Source organism: Litorisediminicola beolgyonensis, assembly GCF_042679605.1.
Taxonomy (GTDB): Bacteria; Pseudomonadota; Alphaproteobacteria; order Rhodobacterales; family Rhodobacteraceae; genus Litorisediminicola; species Litorisediminicola beolgyonensis.
In genome coordinates, this window is the sequence record NZ_JBHTMU010000049.1 from 1 (window position 1) to 20,197 (window position 20,197).

Genomic DNA, 20,197 nt, shown 5'->3' on the forward strand with positions numbered 1-20,197 from the left:
GAACCCGAACCGCGGCCCGAACCCGAGCCGGAGCGCGCGCCGGTGGCCGACGCCGTCGCCGACGCGGTGGCCGAGGCCCTGGCCTCTGGCGGCACCACCAACCCCCAGCCCGATCTGCCGGTCGGGCCCCCCATGACCGCGGGCGAGAAGGACGCGCTCCGCGTCGCGGTCCAGCGCTGCTGGGTCGTCGATGTCGGCAGCCAGTCGGCCAATGTGACCGTCGAGGTCGGCATGGACATGTCGCAGGACGGCACCGTGCAGTCGGGCTCGATCCGCCTTATATCGTCGGCCGGCGGCTCCGGCAGCGCGGTCGAGACCGCTTTCCAGGCCGCGCGCCGGGCGATCCTGCGCTGCCAGCAGGGCGGCTACCCGCTCCCGCCCGAGAAGTTTGCCCAGTGGAAGGAGATCGTCATGACCTTCGATCCCTCGGGCATGCGGGTCCGCTGATGAGCCCTTTCGGCGGAAATCCGCAGGGCAGCCGTTCAATCGCCGCCGCAGCCGCGTTAACCTTTATCCCAGTGACCGTTCCGAGGATGACCAGATGAGCATGATCCGCACCGCCACACTGACCTGCCTCGCCGTCGTGCTCCTTGGGCTCGGCCTCTTTGCGACGCCCGCCATCGCGCAAAGCGGCCCGCTTCGGATCGACATCACCGAGGGGGTGATCGAACCGATCCCGGTCGCGATCCCGTCCTTCGTCGCCGAAAGCGCCGCCGGGCAGCAATGGGCGAGCCAGATCACCCAGGTGGTCAGCGACGACCTGACCGGCACCGGGCTTTTCCGGGCGATCCCGCGCGATGCGCATATCAGCGGCATCACCAGCTTCGCGAGCCCCGTGCAGTTCGCCGACTGGAAGGCGATCAACGCGCAGGCCTTGATCACCGGCGCGGTCGACGTGGATGCCTCGGGCCGGATCATCGTGAAGTTCCGCGTCTGGGACGTCTTCGCGGGCACCGAGCTTGGCGAGGGCATGCAGTTCGCGGGCACCGCCGAGGGTTGGCGCCGGATGGGCCACAAGGTCGCCGACCAGGTCTATTCGCGGGTGACGGGCGAGGGCGGCTATTTCGACAGCCGCGTCGTCTTCGTCTCCGAGACCGGCCCCAAGGACAACCGCCAGAAGCGCCTCGCGGTCATGGATTACGACGGCGCCAACGTGCAGTACCTGACGAGCTCGGCCTCGCTGGTCTTGGCGCCGCGCTTCTCGCCCTCGGGCGACCGCGTGCTCTACACGAGCTACGAATCCGGCAGCCCGCGCGTCTACATGCTGAACGTGGGCAGCGTCTCGGCGCAGCCCTTGCCCGCCCAGGGCGGCGCGATGAGTTTTGCGCCGCGCTTCTCGCGCGACGGGCGCGCGCTCCTTTATTCGGCCACCAACGGCTCGAACACCGACATCTTCCGCATGGACCTCGCCTCGGGCGGGACCTCGCAGCTGACCTCCGCGCCCTCAATCGAGACCGCGCCCAGCTACTCGCCCGACGGCAGCCAGATCGTCTTCGAGAGCGACCGCTCGGGCAGCCAGCAGCTTTACGTCATGCCCGCGAGCGGCGGCGAGGCGCAGCGGATCAGCTTCGGCGAGGGGCGCTACGGCACGCCGGTCTGGTCGCCGCGAGGTGACCTCATCGCCTTCACCAAGCAGAATGCCGGTCGTTTCCATATCGGCGTGATGCGCACCGACGGCTCCGAAGAACGGCTCCTGACCGCGTCCTTCCTGGATGAAGGCCCGACCTGGGCGCCGAATGGCCGCGTCATCATGTTCTCGCGCGAGACCCAAGGGGCGGGCGGCACCTCGTCGCTCTACTCGGTCGATGTCTCGGGCCGGAACCTCCGCCGGGTGCCGACGCCCGAGGGCGCCTCGGACCCGTCCTGGGGCCCGCTCCAGTGATCACTCCCTCCGGAATGTCCTCTAAAGTTCCGGAGGCCGCCCCGACCCGCGCGAGCGCCCATTAACAAGCGATTCGAGCCATGATAGGCTCGCGCCAACCAACGAGCAGGACAGCCGACATGACCCGTATCTTCACCGTTCTCACGCTCGTGGCGGCGCTTGCCGCTACCGGCTGCACCCGCCCCGACCGCTTCGGCGACAGCGCAGGCGGCACCGATCCCATGGCCGGGGCCGGCGTCGCGGGCGGCATCGTCCCGGGCAGCGCCAACGACCCCCAGAGCCCCGCCTATTTCAACCAGACCATCGGCGACCGCGTGCTCTTCGCCGTCGACCAGTCGACGCTCTCGGCCTCGGCCCAGGCAACGCTCGACGGCCAGGCGCAGTGGCTGATGACCAATTCCGACTACCTCGCCGTGATCGAAGGCCATGCCGACGAACAGGGCACCCGCGAATACAACCTCGCGCTCGGCGCGCGCCGCGCCAACGCAGTGATGGAATACCTGGTCTCGCGCGGCGTCTCGGCCAACCGGCTGCGCTTCGTGTCCTACGGCAAGGAGCGTCCCATCGAGATCTGCTCCGAAGAGGCCTGCTACGCCAAGAACCGCCGCGCCGTCACGGTGATCGCCGCGGGCGGGCTGACCGGCTGATGCGCCGCTTCGCCCTTGCTGCCGCGCTGATCCTCGCGCCGTTGCCTGCGCTCGCGCAGGAGACGCTGGCCGATATCCGTCAGGACCTCTCGGTTCTGACGGTCGAGCTGCAGCGCCTTCAGCGCGAATTGTCGACCACCGGCGGCGCGGGCGTGAACATTGCGGGCAGCACGCTCGATCGCGTCAATGCCATCGAGGCCGAGCTTCAGCGGCTGACGAACCGCACCGAGGAAATGCAGTTCCGCATCGACAGCGTCGTGCGCGACGGCACCAACCGGATCGGCGATCTGGAGTTCCGCCTCTGCGAGCTCGAGGACGGCTGCGACATCGGCTCTCTCGGCCAGACCGCGCCCCTGGGCGGCACGGCGCCGGCGACGAGCGGCAGCGGTCCGATCATGTCCGGCGGGCCGTCGCTCGACGGCCAGCCCTTGCCCACCGACGGCACCGCGACCGTCGCCGATATCGAGACCGCGCCGGGCGCAGGCACAGGCACGGGCGCCGAGGCGTTGCCCTCCGGCGGCGCGCAGCTCGCGGTCAACGAAGAGCAGGACTTCCGGCGGGCGCAGGAGGCGCTCGCCAGCGGTGACTTTCAATCCGCCGCGAACCTCTTTGAGACCTACCGCCAGACCTATCCGGGCGGTCCGCTAGACGCGGCGGCGCTGGTCGGGCGCGGCCGGGCGCTGGAAGGCGCGGGCGACACCCGCGGCGCGGCGCAGGCCTATCTCGACGCCTATTCCGCCTATCCGCAATCCGAGGTCGCTCCGGTCGCGCTCTGGAAGCTCGGCGCGGCGCTTGGCGCGCTCGGCTCGGTGTCCGAGGCCTGCGTGACGCTCGCCGAGGTCGGCAACCGCTTCCCCGGCGATGCCGCCGTGGCCGAGGCGCAGGCGGCGCGCTCGCAACTCCCCTGTCCGTGACCGCGACCGGCTCCGGTCTCGACGCGCGTTTCGCCGCCGAGATGGGGGTGCTTCTCGGGCCGGACTTCCCGTCCGACATCGCGCTCGCCGTCTCGGGCGGCGGCGATTCCATGGCGATGCTGACGCTGGCGCATAACTGGACGCGGGTCTGGGGTCTGCGCCTGCACGTCGTCACCATCGACCACGGGCTGCGCCAAGAGAGCGCCGAGGAGGCGCGGTTCGTGGGTCAGGAATGCGCCGCGCTCGGGCATCCTCACAGCATCCTGCGCTGGCGCTGGGATGGCCGCGGCAACCTGATGGCGGCAGCGCGGGAAGCGCGGCTCCGGCTGATCGAGGGCTGGCGGGGACCGATCGCGCATGTGCTCTTCGCCCATACCGAGGACGATCTGGCCGAGACCTTCTTGGCCCGGCTGGCGCGTGGCGCCGGTGTCGAGGGGCTTTCCGCGATGGCGCCAAAGCGTCCTGTGCGGGTCGCCCCGCTCGCCGCCGAGGGGCAGGGGGTGCAGCCTGCGGGGGGCGAGGGCTACGACATCATCCGCCCCTGTCTCGGCATGCGCCGCGCCGAGCTGCGCCACTACCTGAGCGTTCTCAAGGGCCGCTGGGTCGAGGATCCCACCAACGAGGACCCGCGCTACGACCGCGCCCGCTACCGCGGCCTTCTGCCGCGCCTCGCCGAAGAGTGGCTCGGTCCCGATATTCTGGCCGAGGCGGCGCGTCGGCAGTCCCGCGCCCGCGACGCGCTGACTGCGCGCGCGCTCGAGGTCTGGGGCCGGATCGGGGCGGAAGATACGCGGACCGGGGACATCACCTTCGACCGCGACGGCCTTGCCGCGACCGAGCGCGACACGCAGCTTCGGCTCCTCTCCGCCGCGCTCTCGCTGATCGGCGGAACCGGCTATCGCCCCCGCGAGGCGCCTCTCGAACAACTTCTCGATCGCCTGCTCTCGGGGGGCAGCGGAACGCTTAACGGCTGCGAGGCGATGGCGCGCCGGGACAAACTCTACCTTTTCCGTGAGCTTGCAGCCGTTCCGCCCGAGCCTCTGCCTGCGACCGTGGGCACGCTCTGGGATGGCCGGTGGCAGCTCACCGAGACGCGCGACGGTGCCGAAATCGCCGCCCTGGGCGAGACCGGCTGGGCCGCCCTGCCAGAGGAAAACCGCATCCATCCGCACCGTGCGGCACGGGCGCTTCCGGCGCTCTGGCGCGACGGCGCGCTCCTCGCCTGTCCCGCGCTCGGTCTTGGCGCTGCCGCAATCTTGCGATACGCCCCGTTCGGACAGGTGGGCATGGGCCTGCCGGAGCTCATGCGCTTACGTTGAATGGACCGCTGCTATCCCTATGTTAACAGCGTGCCGCTCATGCTAGAGGGCATAAGACCGATTTTGAGGAGATCTTGCCTTGGGCAATGCGCGCAATCTCGCCCTCTGGGTGGTCCTGTTCCTTCTCGTGCTCGCTCTGTTCAACCTGTTTTCGGGTGGGAACGGCACGCTGCAATCGCGCGAGATGCCCTATTCCGACTTCGTTTCCGCCGTGGAGGACGGGTCGGTCAGCCAGGTCACGCTCGATGGTGAACAGGTTCGGTTCCGCTCCGAAGGCACCGATTACATCGCGATCAAGCCGCAGGATGCCGAGACCACCAAGCTCCTGACCGACAACAATGTCGCGTTCCGCGCCGAGCCGCAGGAACAGTCGGGCGTGCAGTCCTTCCTGATCTCGCTTCTGCCCTTCCTGCTGCTGATCGGCGTCTGGATCTACTTCATGAACCGCATGCAGGGCGGCGGTCGCGGCGGCGCGATGGGCTTCGGCAAGTCCAAGGCCAAGATGCTGACCGAAAAGCACGGCCGCGTGACCTTCGACGACGTCGCGGGCATCGACGAGGCCAAGGAAGAGCTCGAGGAGATCGTCGAGTTTCTCCGCAACCCGCAGAAATTCTCGCGCCTCGGTGGCAAGATCCCCAAGGGCGCGCTGCTCGTGGGCCCTCCGGGCACGGGTAAGACGCTTCTCGCGCGCGCCATCGCGGGCGAGGCGGGCGTGCCCTTCTTCACCATCTCGGGCTCCGACTTCGTCGAGATGTTCGTCGGCGTCGGCGCGTCCCGCGTGCGCGACATGTTCGAGCAGGCCAAGAAGAACGCGCCCTGCATCGTCTTCATCGACGAGATCGACGCCGTCGGCCGCAACCGTGGCTCGGGCTATGGCGGCGGCAATGACGAGCGCGAGCAGACGCTGAACCAGCTTCTGGTGGAGATGGATGGCTTCGAGGCCAATGAGGGCGTCATCATCATCGCCGCCACCAACCGCCGCGACGTGCTCGACCCCGCGCTTCTGCGCCCGGGCCGCTTCGACCGCCAGGTCACCGTTCCGAACCCCGACCTCAAGGGCCGCGAGAAGATCCTCGGCGTTCACGCCCGCAAGACCCCGCTCGGTCCCGATGTCGACCTGCGCATCATCGCGCGCGGCACGCCCGGCTTCTCGGGTGCCGATCTCGCGAACCTCGTGAACGAGGCCGCGCTGATGGCCGCCCGCGTCGGACGCCGCTTCGTGACCATGATCGATTTCGAGAACGCCAAGGACAAGGTGATGATGGGCGCGGAGCGCCGCTCCATGGTCCTGACGCCCGAGCAGAAGGAAAAGACCGCCTATCACGAGGCCGGTCACGCCATCGTCGGCCTGTCGCTGCCGCAATGCGATCCGGTCTACAAGGCGACGATCATCCCGCGCGGCGGCGCGCTCGGCATGGTCGTGTCGCTGCCCGAGATCGACCGCCTGAACTGGCACCGCTCGGAATGCGAGGAAAAGCTCGCGATGACCATGGCGGGCAAGGCCGCCGAGATCATCAAATATGGCGACGACAACGTCTCGAACGGACCCGCCGGCGATATCCAGCAAGCCTCTGCCCTGGCGCGCGCCATGGTCCTGCGCTGGGGGATGTCCGACAAGATCGGCAATATCGACTATTCCGAGGCGCATGAGGGCTACCAGGGCAATACCGCGGGCCTGTCGGTCTCGGCCCATACCAAGGAGCTGATCGAGGAAGAGGTGAAGCGCTTCATCCAGGAAGCCTACGAGCGCGCCCATGCCATCCTCACCGAGAAGAACGAGGAATGGGAGCGTCTGGCGCAGGGTCTTCTGGAATACGAGACGCTGACCGGCGAGGAGATCAAGCGCGTCATCCGGGGCGAGCCGCCGCAATCGGGCGATGGCAACGCGACCTCCGACGAGCCGCCGAGCGACACCCCGTCGCTCACCGCGATCCCCAAGACCAAACCCAAGGGCAAGCCCTCGGGCGGTCTGGAGCCTGAACCCTCGGCATGAGCCTCGACGAAGAGACCGACTGGAACCCCGGCCTGTATCACAGGTTCCGGGGGTTCCGCTTGCGCCCCGCGCTGGACCTCCTGCGCTCGGTCGGCCCGCTGCCCGAAGGCGATATCGTCGACCTGGGCTGCGGCTCCGGCGCCGTCGGACCCGCGCTCGGCCAGTTGCGCCGCCGTCTCGTGGGCGTCGACCAGAGCAAGACGATGCTCGAACATGCCCGCCGCACGGGCGTCTACAAGGACATCATCGAGGCCGATCTCGCGACATGGGAAAGCGACGCACCCTGCGCGATGATCTTCTCCAACGCCGCGTTGCATTGGGTCGGAGATCATCCGGCGCTTCTGACGCGGCTTGCCGGAATGCTGGCGCCGGGCGGCGTTCTGGCTGTGCAACTGCCGCATCAGAACCGCGCGCCGTCGCACCGGCTCTGGGTGCAGATCGCCGAAGAGATGTATCCTCGCCGCTTTGCCCAGGCCAAGCCGCCCGAGATCCTGCTGCCCGCCGAATACCATCGCCTCTTGAGCGATCTCGGACGCGTCACGCTCTGGGAAACCGAGTATTACCAAGAGCTTGCCCCGGACGGGGAGGGGCATCCGGTGCGCCGCTTCACCGAGAGCACCTATGCCCGCCCGCTTCTGCAGATGCTGGAAGAGGACGAGAAGACCAAGCTCATCAAGGCCTACGAGGCGGTGATCGGCAAAGCCTATCCGATGGGCCCGCGGGGGAACGTGCTGTTCCCGTTCCGGCGGCTCTTCTTCACGCTGCACACGGACTGAGCCCGACGGAATGCCCGCGCTGTTGCCGACCGAGTTCTCTGGCAAAATCGTCTGGCTGGGCCGGGTCGATCCGGATGCCTCCGGGATCCAGGCCAAGGCCGTCGAGACCCTCGCGCTCGATTGGGAGGGCATCCCCGGCGCGCGTCACTCCGGTCTGAACCGGCCGTCCTGCGGCCGCCTCACCCGCCAATATTCGCGCGGCACCGAGATCCGGAACACGCGGCAGCTCTCGATCCTCTCCGCCGAGGAAACCTCCGAGGTCGCGCGTCGGCTGAAACTCGACCGTCTCGATCCGGTGCTTCTCGGTGCGACGGTGGTGCTGCGCGGCCTGCCGGACCTCTCGCACCTGCCGCCCTCGTCGCGGCTGCAGCTCTCCGACGGCGGCATGCTGGTCGTCGACATGCAGAACCGGCCCTGCCATCTGCCCGCGCGGGAAATCGAGACCGTGCATCCCGGTGCGGGCGGGTCCTACAAGACCGCCTCGAAGGGCTTGCGCGGCATCACCGCCTGGGTCGAGCGCCCCGGAACCCTGAGCCTCGGCGACAGCCTGCGGCTCCATATCCCCGACCAGCGCGGCTGGGAGTTTCTGGGCGAGGCGCGCAATCCCTCAGCCTGACGGCACCGGCACCATCGTGCCGGTCAGAAGCGCGACATGGGTTTCCGCGCCGTCCTCGTCCAGCGCGTAGACATCCGCCATGACGATCACCAGCCGCTTGCCCGGTTTCACCACCCGACCGCGCGCGACAAGCCGGGTGCCCACCGCGGGCGCGAGCAGGTGGATCTTCATCTCCGAGGTCACCACCTCGCGGTCCTCGGGCAGGAGCGACAGCGCCGAATAGCCCGCGGCGCTGTCACCGAGCGCAAAGGTCACCCCGGCATGGGCGAAGCCGTGCTGCTGCCTCAGGTGGTCGCCGATGGGCGCAGAGATCGTCACCCGCCCGGGCTCGACCGCCTGAAGCTCCGCCCCGAAGGTCGTCATCAGGCTCTGCCGAGCGAAACTGTCGTGAACGCGGGTCTTGGACATGCCGCGACAGGAGCACGGCCCGGGAGCCCCCGCAAGCCGCTTCAGCGCGGCATCGGGATCGCGAGCGGCGTCGGTCCGGTCAGGATGGCGCGCGCCTCGCGGCTCATGAGCGCGGCAAGCGCGGCATGATCGCTGCGCAGACCGCCGGTATAGGCCCCGTAGGCGGGCAGGATCAGGCGCGCCTCGTCGACGAGGAAGCAGGGCCGGGACAGCCTGCGCCCCCGAAGCTCCAGCCGCGCCGTCGGATGGTAATGGCCCGACACCTCGCCCTGACCGTCGGCGCGCGCGATATGGCGGAAGACCAGGCCGCGCCGGTCCAGCTCGCGCCGATGCGTGCCGCCAAGGCTCACTGGCCCCGGATCGTGGTTGCCCTCGATCCACACCCAGTCGCGCCCGGCCTGCAGGCGCGCGATCCAGAGGCGCTCGTCCTCGGGCAGGATCGCGTCGATGCCCGGCGCGTCGAAACTGTCGCCGAGACAGATCACCTGCGTCGCGCCGGTCGCCTCGAGATCGCGCTCGAGCTTCAGGAGCGTCTCGCAGGTGTCGTAGGGCGGCAGCGCCGCGCCGCCCACGGCAGCCAGCCGCGCGCATTTGCCAAGGTGCAGATCCGAGACCACCAGCATCCGTTCTTCCGGCCAGTGCAGGCCACCGGAGGGCAGCGCTTCGAGCGCCGTGCCACGGAAGAGAAACGGAAGGCGGTTCATGCTTTGTTCAATGCCGCAAGCGGGCTGGTCCCGCAAGAGGGCTCGCGCCGGGATCAGCCGGTTCCGCCACCCACCGTGGCAAGCCCCGAGGCGTCGAGAAGCCGCGTGACCTCTTCTTCCAAGAGCCGCTCGTCGGCCTCGCCCCGGATCGGGATACGGCCCGGTTCGAGAAAGAGCGGGGCCGCGAGCGGGGTGACGCGATCGAGCCGCACGAGGTCGATCCGGTCTCCGACCCGCTCGGTCATCTCGCGAATGCGGGCGAAATCGACGAGCCCGCGCATCGCCTCTTCGCGGGTGATTTGCAGGAGCAGGTGGTCGGGGTCGTATTTCACCAGCGTGTCATAAAGGATGTCCGATGACATCGTCGCCTGCCGCCCGGTTTTGCGCTGCGCGCCGACCTGCCGCTCGATCAGCCCGGCGATGGTGGCCGATGCGCGGAAGGTGCGTTTCATCACCGCGTTGCCCTGCAGCCAGCCATCGAGCCCGGCTTCGAGCCGCGCCAGATCGAAGAGCGGCACCGGGTCCGTGACCGCGTCGAGCCCCCAGATCAGCACCGCGTAATCGGTCGAGACGAAGCCCATCGGCGCGAGGCCTTCCTCCTCCATCCGCTTGGTCAGGAGAAGCCCCAGCGTCTGCATCGCGTTGCGGCCCGCGAAGCCATAGGCCACGAGGCTCTCGCGCCCGTCATGGGGAAAGCTCTCGATCAGGAGCCGCCCGGGCTCGGGCAGGCGCGAGACATCGCGCTGGAGCCTGAGCCAGTCGGCGGTATGGGCGGGCAGCTCGGGCCAGTCGGGCTGCTGGAACATCTCGACGATGCGCGCCGAGAGCTGGGTCGAGGTGGCGAATTTGGTGCCCGCGAAGGTGGCGATCTTCGGCTTGCGATGGGCGTCGCGGGTGACCTCGACCACCAGCTCGCGCAGGCCCTCGTAGCGCACGATCTGGCCGCCGATCAGGAAGGTGTCGCCCGGGGTCAGCGAGGCGGCGAAGCCTTCCTCGATCTCGCCCAAGGGCGCGCCGCCCCGCCCGCGCCAGCGCACCTTGAGCGTGTCGCTGTCCTGGATCGTGCCGATATTTTGCCGGATCCGGACCGCCGAGCGCGGATCGCGCAGCTCCCAGAGCCCGTCAGCGCGCTGCCGGATGCGCTGCCACTGATCGTAGGCGCGCAGCGCGTAGCCGCCCGTGGCGCAAAACTCCAGGCAGGCGTCGAAGGCGGCGCGCGTCAGCCCGGCATAGGCGCCGGCCGAGATCATCTCGGCATAGAGCATGTCGGCATCGAACGGCCCGGCCGCGGCGGCGATCAGGATATGCTGGCAGAGCACGTCGCGCGGACCGGGCCCGCGGCTTTCGCCGTCGAGATCGCGGTCGCGCACCGCCTGCAGCGCCGCCACGCATTCCACGACCTCGAAGCGGTTGGCGGGCACCAGAAGCGCCTTGGACGGCGCGTTGTAGCGGTGATTGGCGCGACCGATCCGCTGCACCAGCCGCTTGACGTTCTTGGGCGCGCCGACCTGGATCACCAGGTCCACGTCCCCCCAGTCGATGCCGAGATCGAGCGAGCCGGTGCAGACGATGGCGCGCAGGTCGCCCCGGACCATCGCCGCCTCGACCCGCTCGCGTTGCTGGCGGTCGAGACTGCCGTGGTGGATGCCGATGGGCAGCGCGTCTTCGTTGGCGAGCCAGAGCTTGTGAAAGAAGATCTCGGCCTGGGCGCGGGTGTTGTGGAAGATGAGCGTGGTCTTGTGGCGGCGCACCTCGTCGAGCACCGCCGGGATGGCGTAGGCGGCGCCGCCGCCGGACCAGGGCGGCGCGTCTTCGGTGACGAGCATGGAGATGTCGGGATCGGGGCCGGGATCGGCCTCGAGAATCGCGCATGGATCGGGATGGCGGGCGAGAAGCCTGGCGATGGCCTCGGGGTCCTCGACGGTGGCCGAGAGACCGACCCGCCGCAGCTCGGGACGGAGCGTCTGCAGCCGCGCGAGCGCCAGCATGAGCTGGTCGCCACGCTTGCTTTCGGCGAGCGCGTGGATCTCGTCGACGATCACCCTTTGCAGCCCCGCGAAGGTGCGGCCTGCGTCCTCGTAGGAGGTCAGGAGCGCAAGGCTCTCGGGCGTGGTCAGAAGGATATGCGGCGGATCGGCGCGCTGGCGCTTCTTGCGGCTGCCGGGCGTGTCGCCGGTGCGATCCTCGACCCGGATGGCAAGACCGGCCTCCTCGATGGGGGTGCGCAGGTTGCGCTTGATATCGGCGGCGAGCGCCTTGAGCGGGCTGACATAGAGCGTGTGGAGCCCGGGCGCGGGGGCCTCGCCGAGCTCGGCCAGGGTCGGCAGGAAGCCCGCCAGCGTCTTGCCGCCGCCCGTGGGCGCGATGAGCAGGAGCGCGGGCGCATCCTTGCGCTCGAGCATGGCGCGCTGGTGGGGATGGAGGGACCAGCCGCGGCTGTCGAACCAACGCTCCAGGCTTGGCGGCAGCGCGGTCATCGGCCAAGGCGCCCGGGATGCGAGGGCAGGCCCTCGCATGCGAGAGGCGCTGCCTCTCGCGCTCTCCGGGATATTTCCGGACAGATGAGGCCAGGGGCGCGGCGCCCGGCGCTTCGGCGTGGGTCTCGGGCTGTGACGGGTGCGGCGTTCATGGACCGCTACTTATGCGCAGCTGCGGCGGCGGGAAGGGCCTAGCCTTCGGCGGCGGCACGGATCGCGCGGATATTCTCGCCATAGGGGGCCGGATCGGAGACCGAGCCGCCGCGAAAGACCGCGGAGCCCGCGACCAGCACATCGGCACCGGCGGCGCGCACCAGGGGGGCCGTGGCCGGATCGACGCCGCCGTCGATCTCGATATGGATCTCGCGGTCGCCGATCATCTCGCGCAGCGCGGTGATCTTGGCGGTCATGTCGAGGAATTTCTGCCCGCCGAAGCCCGGGTTCACGGTCATCACGCAGACGAGGTCGACGAGATCGAGAAGGGGGGCTGCGGCCTCGGCCGGGGTGCCGGGGTTGAGCGCGAGACCGGCCTTGCAGCCCGCCGCGCGGATCGCCTGCAGGGTGCGGTGGATATGGGGCCCGGCCTCGACATGGGCGGTGAGGATGTCGGCGCCGGCCTGCGCGAAGGCGTCGATATAGGGATCGACCGGCGCGATCATCAGGTGCACGTCCATGACCGTCTTGATATGCGGGCGGATCGCGGCGCAGGTGGCCGGTCCGAAGGTGATGTTCGGGACGAAATGGCCGTCCATCACGTCCACGTGGATCCAGTCGGCGCCCTCGGCCTCGACGGCGCGGATCTCTTCGCCGAAATTGGCGAAATCGGCGGAGAGGATCGACGGGGCGATCTTGAGGCTGCGATCGAAGCTCATGGGCACGGGTCTCCTGTTCTGAGCGCGGCGCTATCAGTAACCGGCGTCGCGGTCCACAAGGTGATGCAGGGGCGCGCCCCGCTCGGCGCGGGCGATATTGGCGGCGATGACGCGGGCGGCGCTGTCGGGCCGGGTCTCGGAGGCGATATGCGGGGTCACGGTGACGCGCGGATGCGCCCAGAAGGGGTGGTCCGCGGGCAGGGGCTCGGTGCGGAAGACGTCGAGCGTCGCATGCGCGACCTGCCCCTCGTCGAGCGCGGCGAGAAGTGCTGCGTCGTCGATCAGCGGGCCGCGACCGGGATTGATCACCACCGCGCCGCGGGGCAGGCGCGCCAGCGTGCGGGCGTCGAGGATATCGCGGGTCGCGGGCGTGTCGGGCAGGAGCAGAACGACGATCCGGGCCTGCTCGAGCGCCCGGTCGAGACCGTCCGGCCCGTGGTGACAGGTGACGCCCTCGACCGATTTGGGGCTGCGCGACCAGCCGGTGACCGGAAACCCGAGCCGGGTCAGTGCCGCGGCGCAGGCCTGTCCCAGCGCGCCGAGGCCCAGGATGGTGACCGGCCGGTCCTTCGAGAGGGGCGGGGGGCTGTGGTCCCAGACGTGCTCGGGGTTCACGATATGCGCGTCCATCCCGAGATGGTGGCGCAGCACATGGCCCGTGACCCATTCGACCATGCCCTGGGTCAGGCCCTCGTCATCGACCATGCGGGTCAGGGGCACGGTGAGCGTCGGGTTTTGGACCACGCCCTCGACCCCGGCCCAGAGGTTCATCACGGCCTTGAGCCGGGTGTAGGGCGTGAAATCCTGCACCTCGGAGAGCGGCGCGTAGACCATGTAATCGACCGCCTCGGGCGCGATGTCGCTCGGGTCGGGGATCAGCCGGTAGTCGAGCCCCTCGGCATCGAGCGCGGCGGTCAGCGGCGCTTCGTACTGCGCCCATCGCTCCGCATTGGCGGCGAAAAGAACGGTGATCACGCGCGGTTCCTCGGGCGGTGTATATGCGCCGATTGCACGAGGCCGAAGGCGATCATCAGGACCAGCATCGCCGAGCCGCCATAGCTGACGAGCGGCAGGGGCACGCCCACTACCGGCGCGAGGCCCATCACCATCGACATGTTCACGGCGAAGAACAGGAAGAAGGTCAGCGCCACGCCAAGCGTCAGGAGCGAGGAGAAGCGGTCGCGGTTCTGGAGCGCCGAGGCGATGCAGAAGACGATGATCAGCACGTAGAGCACCAGAAGGGAGAAGCCGCCGACGAAGCCGAACTCCTCGGCCAGCGTGTTGAAGATGAAGTCGGTGTGCTTTTCGGGCAGGAAGTTCAGCCGCGACTGGGTGCCCTGCATGAAGCCCCGGCCCGTCCAGCCGCCCGAGCCCATGGCGATCTTGGCCTGGGTGATGTGGTAGCCCGCGCCTAGGGGATCGACCGAGGGGTCGATGAAGGTGTCGATGCGGCGGAACTGGTAGTCCTTCAGAAGCTGCCAGTCGGTGCCGCGCGACTTGAACACGACGGTGATGAAGCCGATCCCGCCCGCGACGACCGCGCCGAAATAGGCCCAGTGCACGCCCGCGATGAACATCATCAGCCCGCCCGCGACGATCAGGAGGATCGCGGTGCCGAGATCGGGCTGGGTCAGCACGAGCCCGGTCGGAAGCAGGATCAGGACAACCGGCAGGAGCACCCAGAGCGGGCGCGAGGTCTTCTTGAGCGGCAGCCAGTCGTAATAGGCGGCGAGGATCATCACGAGCGCGATCTTCATCACCTCGGACGGCTGCAGCCGCATGAAGCCGATATCGATCCAGCGCTGCGCGCCCATGCCGACGGAGCCGAAGAACTCCACCGCCAAGAGAAGCCCGAGGCCGAGGAGATAGGCGAGCACCGCCATGTTGCGCCAGAACCAGATCGGCACCATCGCCACGATGAACATCGCGGTCAGGCCCAGAAGGTAGCGCTTCATCTGCGGCTCGGCCCAGGGGTCGAAGGACCCACCCGCGACCGAGTAGAGCATCAGGAAGCCGACGCCCGCCACCGCCGAGAGCAGCACCACGAGCCCCCAGTTCAGGTAGAGGATCTTCCGCCAGCCCGAGGGGACGGTTTTGACGTTGTATTCAAGGTAGCTCATGCGCGGCTCGACGAGACCTGTCGCCGCTCCTCGCGCTCGCGCTTCATCTGCTCCTGCTGCTCGGCGATCTTGTCGCGGTCGGCGGCCGGGTAGGCCTCGAGCGGCGGGTCGCCCTTGTAGAGCGCCTGGAGCGTGACGTCGCGCGCGATGGGCGCTGCCGCCGACGAGCCGCCGCCGCCATGCTCCACCACCACCGAGACCGCGATCTGCGGGTTCGCATAGGGCGCGAAGTTCACGAACAGCGCGTGGTCGCGGCGCTTCCAGGGCAGGTCCTCGTTGCGGGTGACGCCCCGGGCGCGCTCGGCGGCGGTGATGTTGCGGACCTGGCTGGTGCCGGTCTTGCCCGCCATCTCCATGCCTTCGGCGACGATGCGCGACCGCCAGGCGGTGCCGCGGCGGTTGTTCGAGACGGCGAACATCGCCTTGCGGATCTGCCGCAGGTGGTTCTCGTTCAGCCCGAGGCTTTCGCCGCCGCGCGACGGGGTCTCGACCCCGTCGATGGATTTGACGAGACGCGGCTCGATGGAGCGCCCGGTGGCGAGCCGCGCGGCGAGGATCGCCTGCTGGAGCGGCGAGGACAGAACGTAGCCCTGACCGATCGACACGTTCACCGTGTCGCCGATCACCCAGGGCTGGCCGCGCTCGCGCTCTTTCCAATCCTTGTCCGGGATCAGCCCCGCCGTCACCGCCGACATCGGGATGTCGGGCGCGTAGCCCAGGCCGAGCCTGCGCGACATCTCGGCGATGCGGTCGATGCCGACCTTGAGCGCGAGGTCGTAATAATAGACGTCGCAGCTTTCGCGCAGCGAGTTCTCGAGGTTCATGTGGCCATGGCCCACGCGCTTCCAGCAGTGGAACCGCCGCCCGCCGACCTGCAGGTGCCCCGGGCACCAGACCGTCTCGGAGGGCGAGATCAGGCCCGCATCCATCGCCGCGAGCGCGGTGACCATCTTGAAGGTCGAGCCGGGCGGATAGGCGTCCTGCACCGTCTTCGAGGCCAGGGGACGCCGCTCGTTCTCGCGGTAGACGCCGTAATCGGCGACCGAGATCCCGCGCACGAACTTGTTCGGATCGAAGGACGGGGCCGAGGCGATGGCCAGGAGGTCGCCCTTTTCCAGATCCATCACCACCACGCTGGCGCTCTGCTCGCCGAGCCGGGCGTTGATGTAATCCTGAAGCCGCGTGTCGACGGTCAGCTGGATATCCGCGCCGGCCTCGCCTTCACGACGCCCCAGCTCGCGCATGACACGGCCGACGGCGTTGACCTCGACGCGCTTGGCGCCGGCGCGACCGCGCAGGCTTTCCTCGTATTTGGTCTCGACGCCCACCTTGCCGATCTGGAAGCGCGGGATGCGCAGGACCGGCTCGGGATCCTCGTAGCGCGCCAGATCGCGCTCCGAGACCGGGCCGACATAGCCCACCACATGCGCGAACATCTCGTGATGCGGATAGGAGCGGCTGAGACCGACCTCAGGCACCACGCCGGGCAGGGCAGGGGCGTTGACCGCGACCCGGCTGATCTCGTCCCAGGTCACGCGGTCGGCGACGGTCACGGGCAGGAACGGTGCGGAGCGCTTCATTTCCGCCATCGCCCGCTCGAGCTCGTCCTCGTCGAGGGAGACGAGCGTTCGGAGCCGCGCGATCACGTCCTCCACGTCGCCCGCATCCTCGCGCACGAGGTTGATCCGGTAGGAGGGCTCGTTGGCCGCGAGCGTCACGCCGTTGCGGTCGAAGATCTGGCCCCGTGCGGGCGGAATGAGCCGGATGTTGATCCGGTTCTCCTCGGCCATCAGCCGGAACTCGTCGGCCTGATCGACCTGCATCTGCCGCATCCGGAGCGTCAGCAGCCCGGCAAAGCCCAGCTGGGCCCCGCCGAGGATCAACCCGCGGCGCGAGATCTTGCGGAAACTGTCCGCGCTTTCCTTCGGCGTACGCTTCACGACCTGAACCCCATCCGGTCATTCTCGCGGGGACCCGCATGGCGGATGCCCAGAAGCCCGTGCGAAAAGGCCACCACCAGCGGATAGACGAGGATCGTCGTCACCACCTGCGACAGAAGCGTCGCCCAGCCCAGTATCGGCAGGATAAGCAGCGCCATCGCGATCTGGAAGACCAGCGCCATCACGATCAGGGCAATGGAGACCTGCAGCCATTCCACCGCGAAGCCCGCATCGCGCTGGCTGCGTGCGCGGACCTTCATCTGCTCGGCGAAGATCAGCACCATCGCCGCCATCAGCCCAGGCGGGCGCTGGAACACCAGATCCGCAACAAGCATCGTGCCCGCGATGGCCAAGGGCGGCACGAAGGAGGGCCGCCGATGCGCCCAGGCGAAGATCAGCGCGACGATCAGGTCCGGACCGGCAAAGCCGCGCGGCGCCAGGTGCAGCGGCAGGAGGTTGAAGAACATCACCAGAAGGCAGAGCGCGCAGAACACCACGCGCATGGCCCAGAGATGGACGCGGTCGGTCTCAGCCATCGGTGGCCTCCGGCTCCGCATCCGCGACCGGCTCGGTACCGGGCTGGACCGGCGGCTCTTCGGGCGTGATCAGCGCCGAGGGCTGGGTCACGCGCCGCGCGCCGTGATCGCGGAGCACGCGCAGGAACTCGAGCCGCTCGTAGTCGGCAGCGAGCCGCACCCGAAGCCGCCCGCCCGGATCCTGCGCGACCTGTCCGATCAGGAGCCCCGGCGGGAACACGTCGCCGTCGCCGCTCGTCACGATCCGGTCGCCGGGCTTCACGAGGTCCGGGTTCTCCAGGAAATCCACCGGCGGGGCGGAGCTGTTGTCGCCGGTCACCAGTGCCCGCTGCCCCGAGGGCTGGATGATCGCCGGGATGCGGCTTGTGGCGTCGGTCAGCAGGATCACCCGGCTCGTGTTCGCGCCCACGCCCGAGATCCGGCCGACAAGCCCGATCCCGTCCATCGTCGCCCAGCCATCGACAATGCCGTCGCGCGAGCCCACGTTGATCAGCACCGACTGCCGGAAGGGCGAGCCCGAATCGGCCAGCACGACGCCGGTGATATAGGTGAGCTTCGGATCGAGCCTGACGTTGTTCAGGTCACGCAGCCGCGCGTTCTCCTGCTCGAGCTGCAGCGCGGCCTCTTTCCAGGCCGTCATCTGCCTGAGTTCGCGGCGCAGCTCGCGATTCTGGTCCCAGATGTTCTGGTAGGACCGGAACTCGCGCGCGATCTGCACCGTCGCGGTGACCGGCTTCATCGCCCAGGACATGTTCGGCACGATGGCGTCGACGACCTGCGCGCGGAATCGCTCGACGCGCGGGCTGTCGATGCGCCAGATCAGCACGAGGCCGATCAGGCACAGAACGAGCACCGTCAGAAGCAGCCGCTTCAGCGGTCCTCCGTAATCCTCGCTTGCCCGGTCCCGTGCCAATCCTGCCCCCTAGACAAGAGCTTGGCCGCGTCAGCTGTCGTAATCAATCGCGTGGCGCAGCTGCTTTTCGTATTCGAGCGCCTTGCCGGTGCCGAGCGCGACGCAGTTGAGGCTTTCATCGGCGATCGACACCGCCAGACCGGTCTGCTCGCGCAGCGCCAGGTCCAGATCGCCCAGAAGCGCGCCGCCGCCCGTCAGCATCACGCCGCGGTCGACGATGTCGGCGGCCAGATCCGGCGGCGTGGCCTCGAGCGCGGTCATCACCGCCTCGCAGATCGCCTGTACCGGCTCGGCCAGCGCCTCGGCGACCTGCGCCTGGCTGATCTCGGTCTCCTTCGGGACGCCGTTCAGCAGGTCGCGGCCGCGAATCTGCATCGACGAGCCGCGCCCGTCATCGGGCATCCGCGCCGTGCCGATCGAGGTCTTGATCCGCTCGGCGGTGGATTCGCCCACCAGGAGGTTCTGCTGACGGCGCAGGTAGTTGATGATCGCCTCGTCCATCCGGTCGCCGCCGACGCGCACCGAGCGCGCATAGACGATGTCACCGAGCGACAGGACCGCCACCTCGGTGGTGCCGCCGCCGATATCGACGACCATGTTGCCGGTCGGATCGGTGATCGGCATGCCCGCGCCGATGGCCGCCGCGATGGGCTCGGCGATGAGCCCCGCCTTGCGCGCCCCGGCCGACAGGACCGACTGGCGGATCGCCCGCTTTTCCACCGGCGTCGCGCCATGCGGGACGCAGACGATGATCTTCGGCTTCGAGAAGGTCGAGCGCTTGTGCACCTTGCGGATGAAGTGCTTGATCATCTCTTCCGCGACGTCGAAATCGGCGATGACGCCTTCGCGCATCGGCCGGATCGCCTCGATCGAGCCGGGCGTGCGGCCCAGCATGAGCTTGGCGTCCTCGCCCACCGCGAGCACTTTCTTGACGCCGTCCTTGACGTGATAGGCCACCACAGACGGCTCAGACAGGATCACACCGCGCCCCTTGACGTAGACGAGCGTGTTCGCCGTCCCGAGGTCGATGGCCATATCCGCCGAGAAGGCGCCGAGGAGTTTGTCCAAACCGAACATTGCTGCCGTTCCCCCAATACCCGTTGGGTCCGCGACTCCCCCCGGGCGGACCGGTGGCTCTTATAGGGGGGCCACGGCGCCAGCGAAAGGGTGCGGGCGCCGGTTTCAGCACGATTCAGCCGGCGCTGCTTCAGCGCGGCCACGCGATGGGCACACGGTCGCGGATGCGCTTGAGTTTGAGCAGCACGTGGTAGTTCTCGATCGAGTGATCCTCGTCCATGTCGAGCACGTCCGGCGCCATCCAGTAGACCGAGCCCAGATTGCGAAAACCCAGTTCGCGCGGGGGCATATGGCAGACCGTGTCGTCGACGCGGCAGAGATTGACCACCCAGCCTTCGCCGGGAAGCTGGCCGCGCGACTTGGTGGTCTTGGGCGAGGCGAAGGCGATGGTCGGGATCCTGAGCGACATGCCGATGATCTGCGCCGACGCCGCGCCCAGGCTGTGGCCGAGGATGAATTTCGGTCTCAGCGCCTTGGCGAACGGGTAGAGAAGCTGCGCGTGCTCGAGGAACCCGGCGTGATAGAGCGCCCCCGAATCGCCCGGCACCACCTCGAACCCGTGCCCGTCCATCGGCACCGGGCCGATCTGAAGGTTGAAGTCGAACCAGTCCATGATCTCGTTGGTGCCGGGAATCAGCAGCGTGCCGTCCTTCAGCATCGTCGCCTGCGCCCCGCGGATGTCGATCGAGGTGTGGACGATCTCGGGCGGCAGCCGCCGGTCGCGCAGATCGCGCAGGAGATCCGCCGCGGCGGTCAAATCGAGCTTGGCCATATCTGTCTCCGAAATGGATTTGGGTTGAATGCCCCGATCCTAGCACAGCCGGTGCGTGCCGCGTCGCTTTTTCGACAAGGCCGCCGGGCAGGGACCCGCAGGGACTGCTGATGGGGACGATGGTCAGGTGAAAACGGACCCGAAACCGCACGGTCGGGTGTCGGAGCCGCTGTCCGGGAGACCGCATGTCGCTTTCCGTCCACAAGAAGTCGGGCGGGCTCGTGGCGGGTG

19 protein-coding genes are annotated in these 20,197 nt (G+C 68.7%); 8 read left to right on the forward strand and 11 right to left on the reverse strand.

Features of this window, described 5'->3' with window-relative positions; translation table 11 throughout:
* The 8 genes from ACFQ4E_RS18365 to ACFQ4E_RS18400 all read left to right on the forward strand — a co-directional run.
* On the forward strand, positions 1 to 447 hold a 447-nt coding region (locus tag ACFQ4E_RS18365), incomplete at its 5' end, for a cell envelope integrity protein TolA (RefSeq protein WP_386805987.1).
* Between the two features lie 94 nt (positions 448 to 541).
* On the forward strand, positions 542 to 1,882 hold the full coding sequence (gene tolB, locus ACFQ4E_RS18370) for a Tol-Pal system beta propeller repeat protein TolB (protein ID WP_386805988.1): 1,341 nt from the start codon (positions 542 to 544) through the stop codon (positions 1,880 to 1,882).
* A gap of 119 nt (positions 1,883 to 2,001) precedes the next feature.
* Positions 2,002 to 2,529, forward strand: a complete 528-nt coding sequence (pal, locus tag ACFQ4E_RS18375) for a peptidoglycan-associated lipoprotein Pal (protein ID WP_386805989.1) — start codon at positions 2,002 to 2,004, stop codon at positions 2,527 to 2,529.
* Complete coding sequence (gene ybgF / locus ACFQ4E_RS18380; RefSeq protein WP_386805990.1) at positions 2,529 to 3,443, forward strand: tol-pal system protein YbgF; 915 nt, start codon at positions 2,529 to 2,531, stop codon at positions 3,441 to 3,443. The genes pal and ybgF overlap by 1 nt, the downstream gene beginning before the upstream one ends.
* A complete protein-coding gene (gene tilS, locus ACFQ4E_RS18385) occupies positions 3,440 to 4,762 on the forward strand; it encodes a tRNA lysidine(34) synthetase TilS (protein ID WP_386805991.1) in 1,323 nt (440 codons plus the stop codon). The genes ybgF and tilS overlap by 4 nt, the downstream gene beginning before the upstream one ends.
* Before the next feature lie 79 nt (positions 4,763 to 4,841).
* A complete protein-coding gene (ftsH, locus tag ACFQ4E_RS18390) occupies positions 4,842 to 6,755 on the forward strand; it encodes an ATP-dependent zinc metalloprotease FtsH (RefSeq protein ID WP_386805992.1) in 1,914 nt (637 codons plus the stop codon).
* The gene (locus tag ACFQ4E_RS18395) at positions 6,752 to 7,531 is read left to right on the forward strand and encodes a methyltransferase domain-containing protein (protein ID WP_386805993.1); all 780 of its coding nucleotides are present in this window, start codon (positions 6,752 to 6,754) and stop codon (positions 7,529 to 7,531) included. The genes ftsH and ACFQ4E_RS18395 overlap by 4 nt, the downstream gene beginning before the upstream one ends.
* Before the next feature lie 10 nt (positions 7,532 to 7,541).
* A complete protein-coding gene (locus ACFQ4E_RS18400) occupies positions 7,542 to 8,147 on the forward strand; it encodes an MOSC domain-containing protein (protein WP_386805994.1) in 606 nt (201 codons plus the stop codon).
* Here the strand turns inward: ACFQ4E_RS18400 and ACFQ4E_RS18405 are convergent.
* The 11 genes from ACFQ4E_RS18405 to ACFQ4E_RS18455 form a co-directional block, all read right to left on the reverse strand.
* On the reverse strand, positions 8,139 to 8,555 hold the full coding sequence (locus tag ACFQ4E_RS18405; protein WP_386805995.1) for a PaaI family thioesterase: 417 nt from the start codon (positions 8,553 to 8,555) through the stop codon (positions 8,139 to 8,141). The genes ACFQ4E_RS18400 and ACFQ4E_RS18405 overlap by 9 nt on opposite strands.
* Positions 8,556 to 8,596: 41 nt before the next feature.
* The gene (pdeM, locus tag ACFQ4E_RS18410) at positions 8,597 to 9,259 is read right to left on the reverse strand and encodes a ligase-associated DNA damage response endonuclease PdeM (protein WP_386805996.1); all 663 of its coding nucleotides are present in this window, start codon (positions 9,257 to 9,259) and stop codon (positions 8,597 to 8,599) included.
* Positions 9,260 to 9,312: 53 nt separating this feature from the next.
* Entirely contained in the window at positions 9,313 to 11,736 is a 2,424-nt protein-coding gene (locus ACFQ4E_RS18415; protein ID WP_386805997.1) for a ligase-associated DNA damage response DEXH box helicase, read from the reverse strand.
* 191 nt (positions 11,737 to 11,927) lie between these two features.
* Positions 11,928 to 12,608: a ribulose-phosphate 3-epimerase gene (rpe, locus tag ACFQ4E_RS18420; protein ID WP_386805998.1), complete on the reverse strand. Its 681-nt coding sequence runs from the start codon at positions 12,606 to 12,608 to the stop codon at positions 11,928 to 11,930.
* Between the two features lie 33 nt (positions 12,609 to 12,641).
* On the reverse strand, positions 12,642 to 13,583 hold the full coding sequence (locus ACFQ4E_RS18425) for a 2-hydroxyacid dehydrogenase (protein WP_386805999.1): 942 nt from the start codon (positions 13,581 to 13,583) through the stop codon (positions 12,642 to 12,644).
* Positions 13,580 to 14,728, reverse strand: coding sequence for a rod shape-determining protein RodA (gene rodA, locus ACFQ4E_RS18430; RefSeq protein WP_386806000.1), 1,149 nt, complete (start codon positions 14,726 to 14,728; stop codon positions 13,580 to 13,582). Before rodA ends, ACFQ4E_RS18425 begins: the two co-directional genes overlap by 4 nt.
* Complete coding sequence (mrdA, locus tag ACFQ4E_RS18435) at positions 14,725 to 16,668, reverse strand: penicillin-binding protein 2 (protein WP_386806001.1); 1,944 nt, start codon at positions 16,666 to 16,668, stop codon at positions 14,725 to 14,727. Before mrdA ends, rodA begins: the two co-directional genes overlap by 4 nt.
* A complete protein-coding gene (locus ACFQ4E_RS18440) occupies positions 16,665 to 17,204 on the reverse strand; it encodes a rod shape-determining protein MreD (RefSeq protein WP_386806002.1) in 540 nt (179 codons plus the stop codon). The genes mrdA and ACFQ4E_RS18440 overlap by 4 nt, the downstream gene beginning before the upstream one ends.
* A complete protein-coding gene (mreC, locus tag ACFQ4E_RS18445; protein ID WP_386806003.1) occupies positions 17,197 to 18,117 on the reverse strand; it encodes a rod shape-determining protein MreC in 921 nt (306 codons plus the stop codon). The genes ACFQ4E_RS18440 and mreC overlap by 8 nt, the downstream gene beginning before the upstream one ends.
* A gap of 30 nt (positions 18,118 to 18,147) precedes the next feature.
* Positions 18,148 to 19,194: a rod shape-determining protein gene (locus ACFQ4E_RS18450; protein ID WP_386806004.1), complete on the reverse strand. Its 1,047-nt coding sequence runs from the start codon at positions 19,192 to 19,194 to the stop codon at positions 18,148 to 18,150.
* Between the two features lie 130 nt (positions 19,195 to 19,324).
* Complete coding sequence (locus ACFQ4E_RS18455; protein WP_386806005.1) at positions 19,325 to 19,966, reverse strand: hypothetical protein; 642 nt, start codon at positions 19,964 to 19,966, stop codon at positions 19,325 to 19,327.
* Positions 19,967 to 20,197: the final 231 nt, after the last annotated feature.

What these genes read in the sequence shown, in the direction of transcription:
- ACFQ4E_RS18400 (WP_386805994.1), top strand. Translation starts at nt 7,542, where the DNA reads ATGCCCGCGCTGTTGCCGACCGAGTTCTCTGGCAAAATCGTCTGGCTG.
- ybgF (WP_386805990.1), top strand. Translation starts at nt 2,529, where the DNA reads ATGCGCCGCTTCGCCCTTGCTGCCGCGCTGATCCTCGCGCCGTTGCCT.
- tolB (WP_386805988.1), top strand. Translation starts at nt 542, where the DNA reads ATGAGCATGATCCGCACCGCCACACTGACCTGCCTCGCCGTCGTGCTC.
- ACFQ4E_RS18415 (WP_386805997.1), bottom strand. Translation starts at nt 11,736, where the DNA reads ATGACCGCGCTGCCGCCAAGCCTGGAGCGTTGGTTCGACAGCCGCGGC.
- rodA (WP_386806000.1), bottom strand. Translation starts at nt 14,728, where the DNA reads ATGAGCTACCTTGAATACAACGTCAAAACCGTCCCCTCGGGCTGGCGG.
- pal (WP_386805989.1), top strand. Translation starts at nt 2,002, where the DNA reads ATGACCCGTATCTTCACCGTTCTCACGCTCGTGGCGGCGCTTGCCGCT.
- ACFQ4E_RS18395 (WP_386805993.1), top strand. Translation starts at nt 6,752, where the DNA reads ATGAGCCTCGACGAAGAGACCGACTGGAACCCCGGCCTGTATCACAGG.
- rpe (WP_386805998.1), bottom strand. Translation starts at nt 12,608, where the DNA reads ATGAGCTTCGATCGCAGCCTCAAGATCGCCCCGTCGATCCTCTCCGCC.
- ACFQ4E_RS18405 (WP_386805995.1), bottom strand. Translation starts at nt 8,555, where the DNA reads ATGTCCAAGACCCGCGTTCACGACAGTTTCGCTCGGCAGAGCCTGATG.
- pdeM (WP_386805996.1), bottom strand. Translation starts at nt 9,259, where the DNA reads ATGAACCGCCTTCCGTTTCTCTTCCGTGGCACGGCGCTCGAAGCGCTG.
- ACFQ4E_RS18440 (WP_386806002.1), bottom strand. Translation starts at nt 17,204, where the DNA reads ATGGCTGAGACCGACCGCGTCCATCTCTGGGCCATGCGCGTGGTGTTC.
- ACFQ4E_RS18455 (WP_386806005.1), bottom strand. Translation starts at nt 19,966, where the DNA reads ATGGCCAAGCTCGATTTGACCGCCGCGGCGGATCTCCTGCGCGATCTG.
- ACFQ4E_RS18450 (WP_386806004.1), bottom strand. Translation starts at nt 19,194, where the DNA reads ATGTTCGGTTTGGACAAACTCCTCGGCGCCTTCTCGGCGGATATGGCC.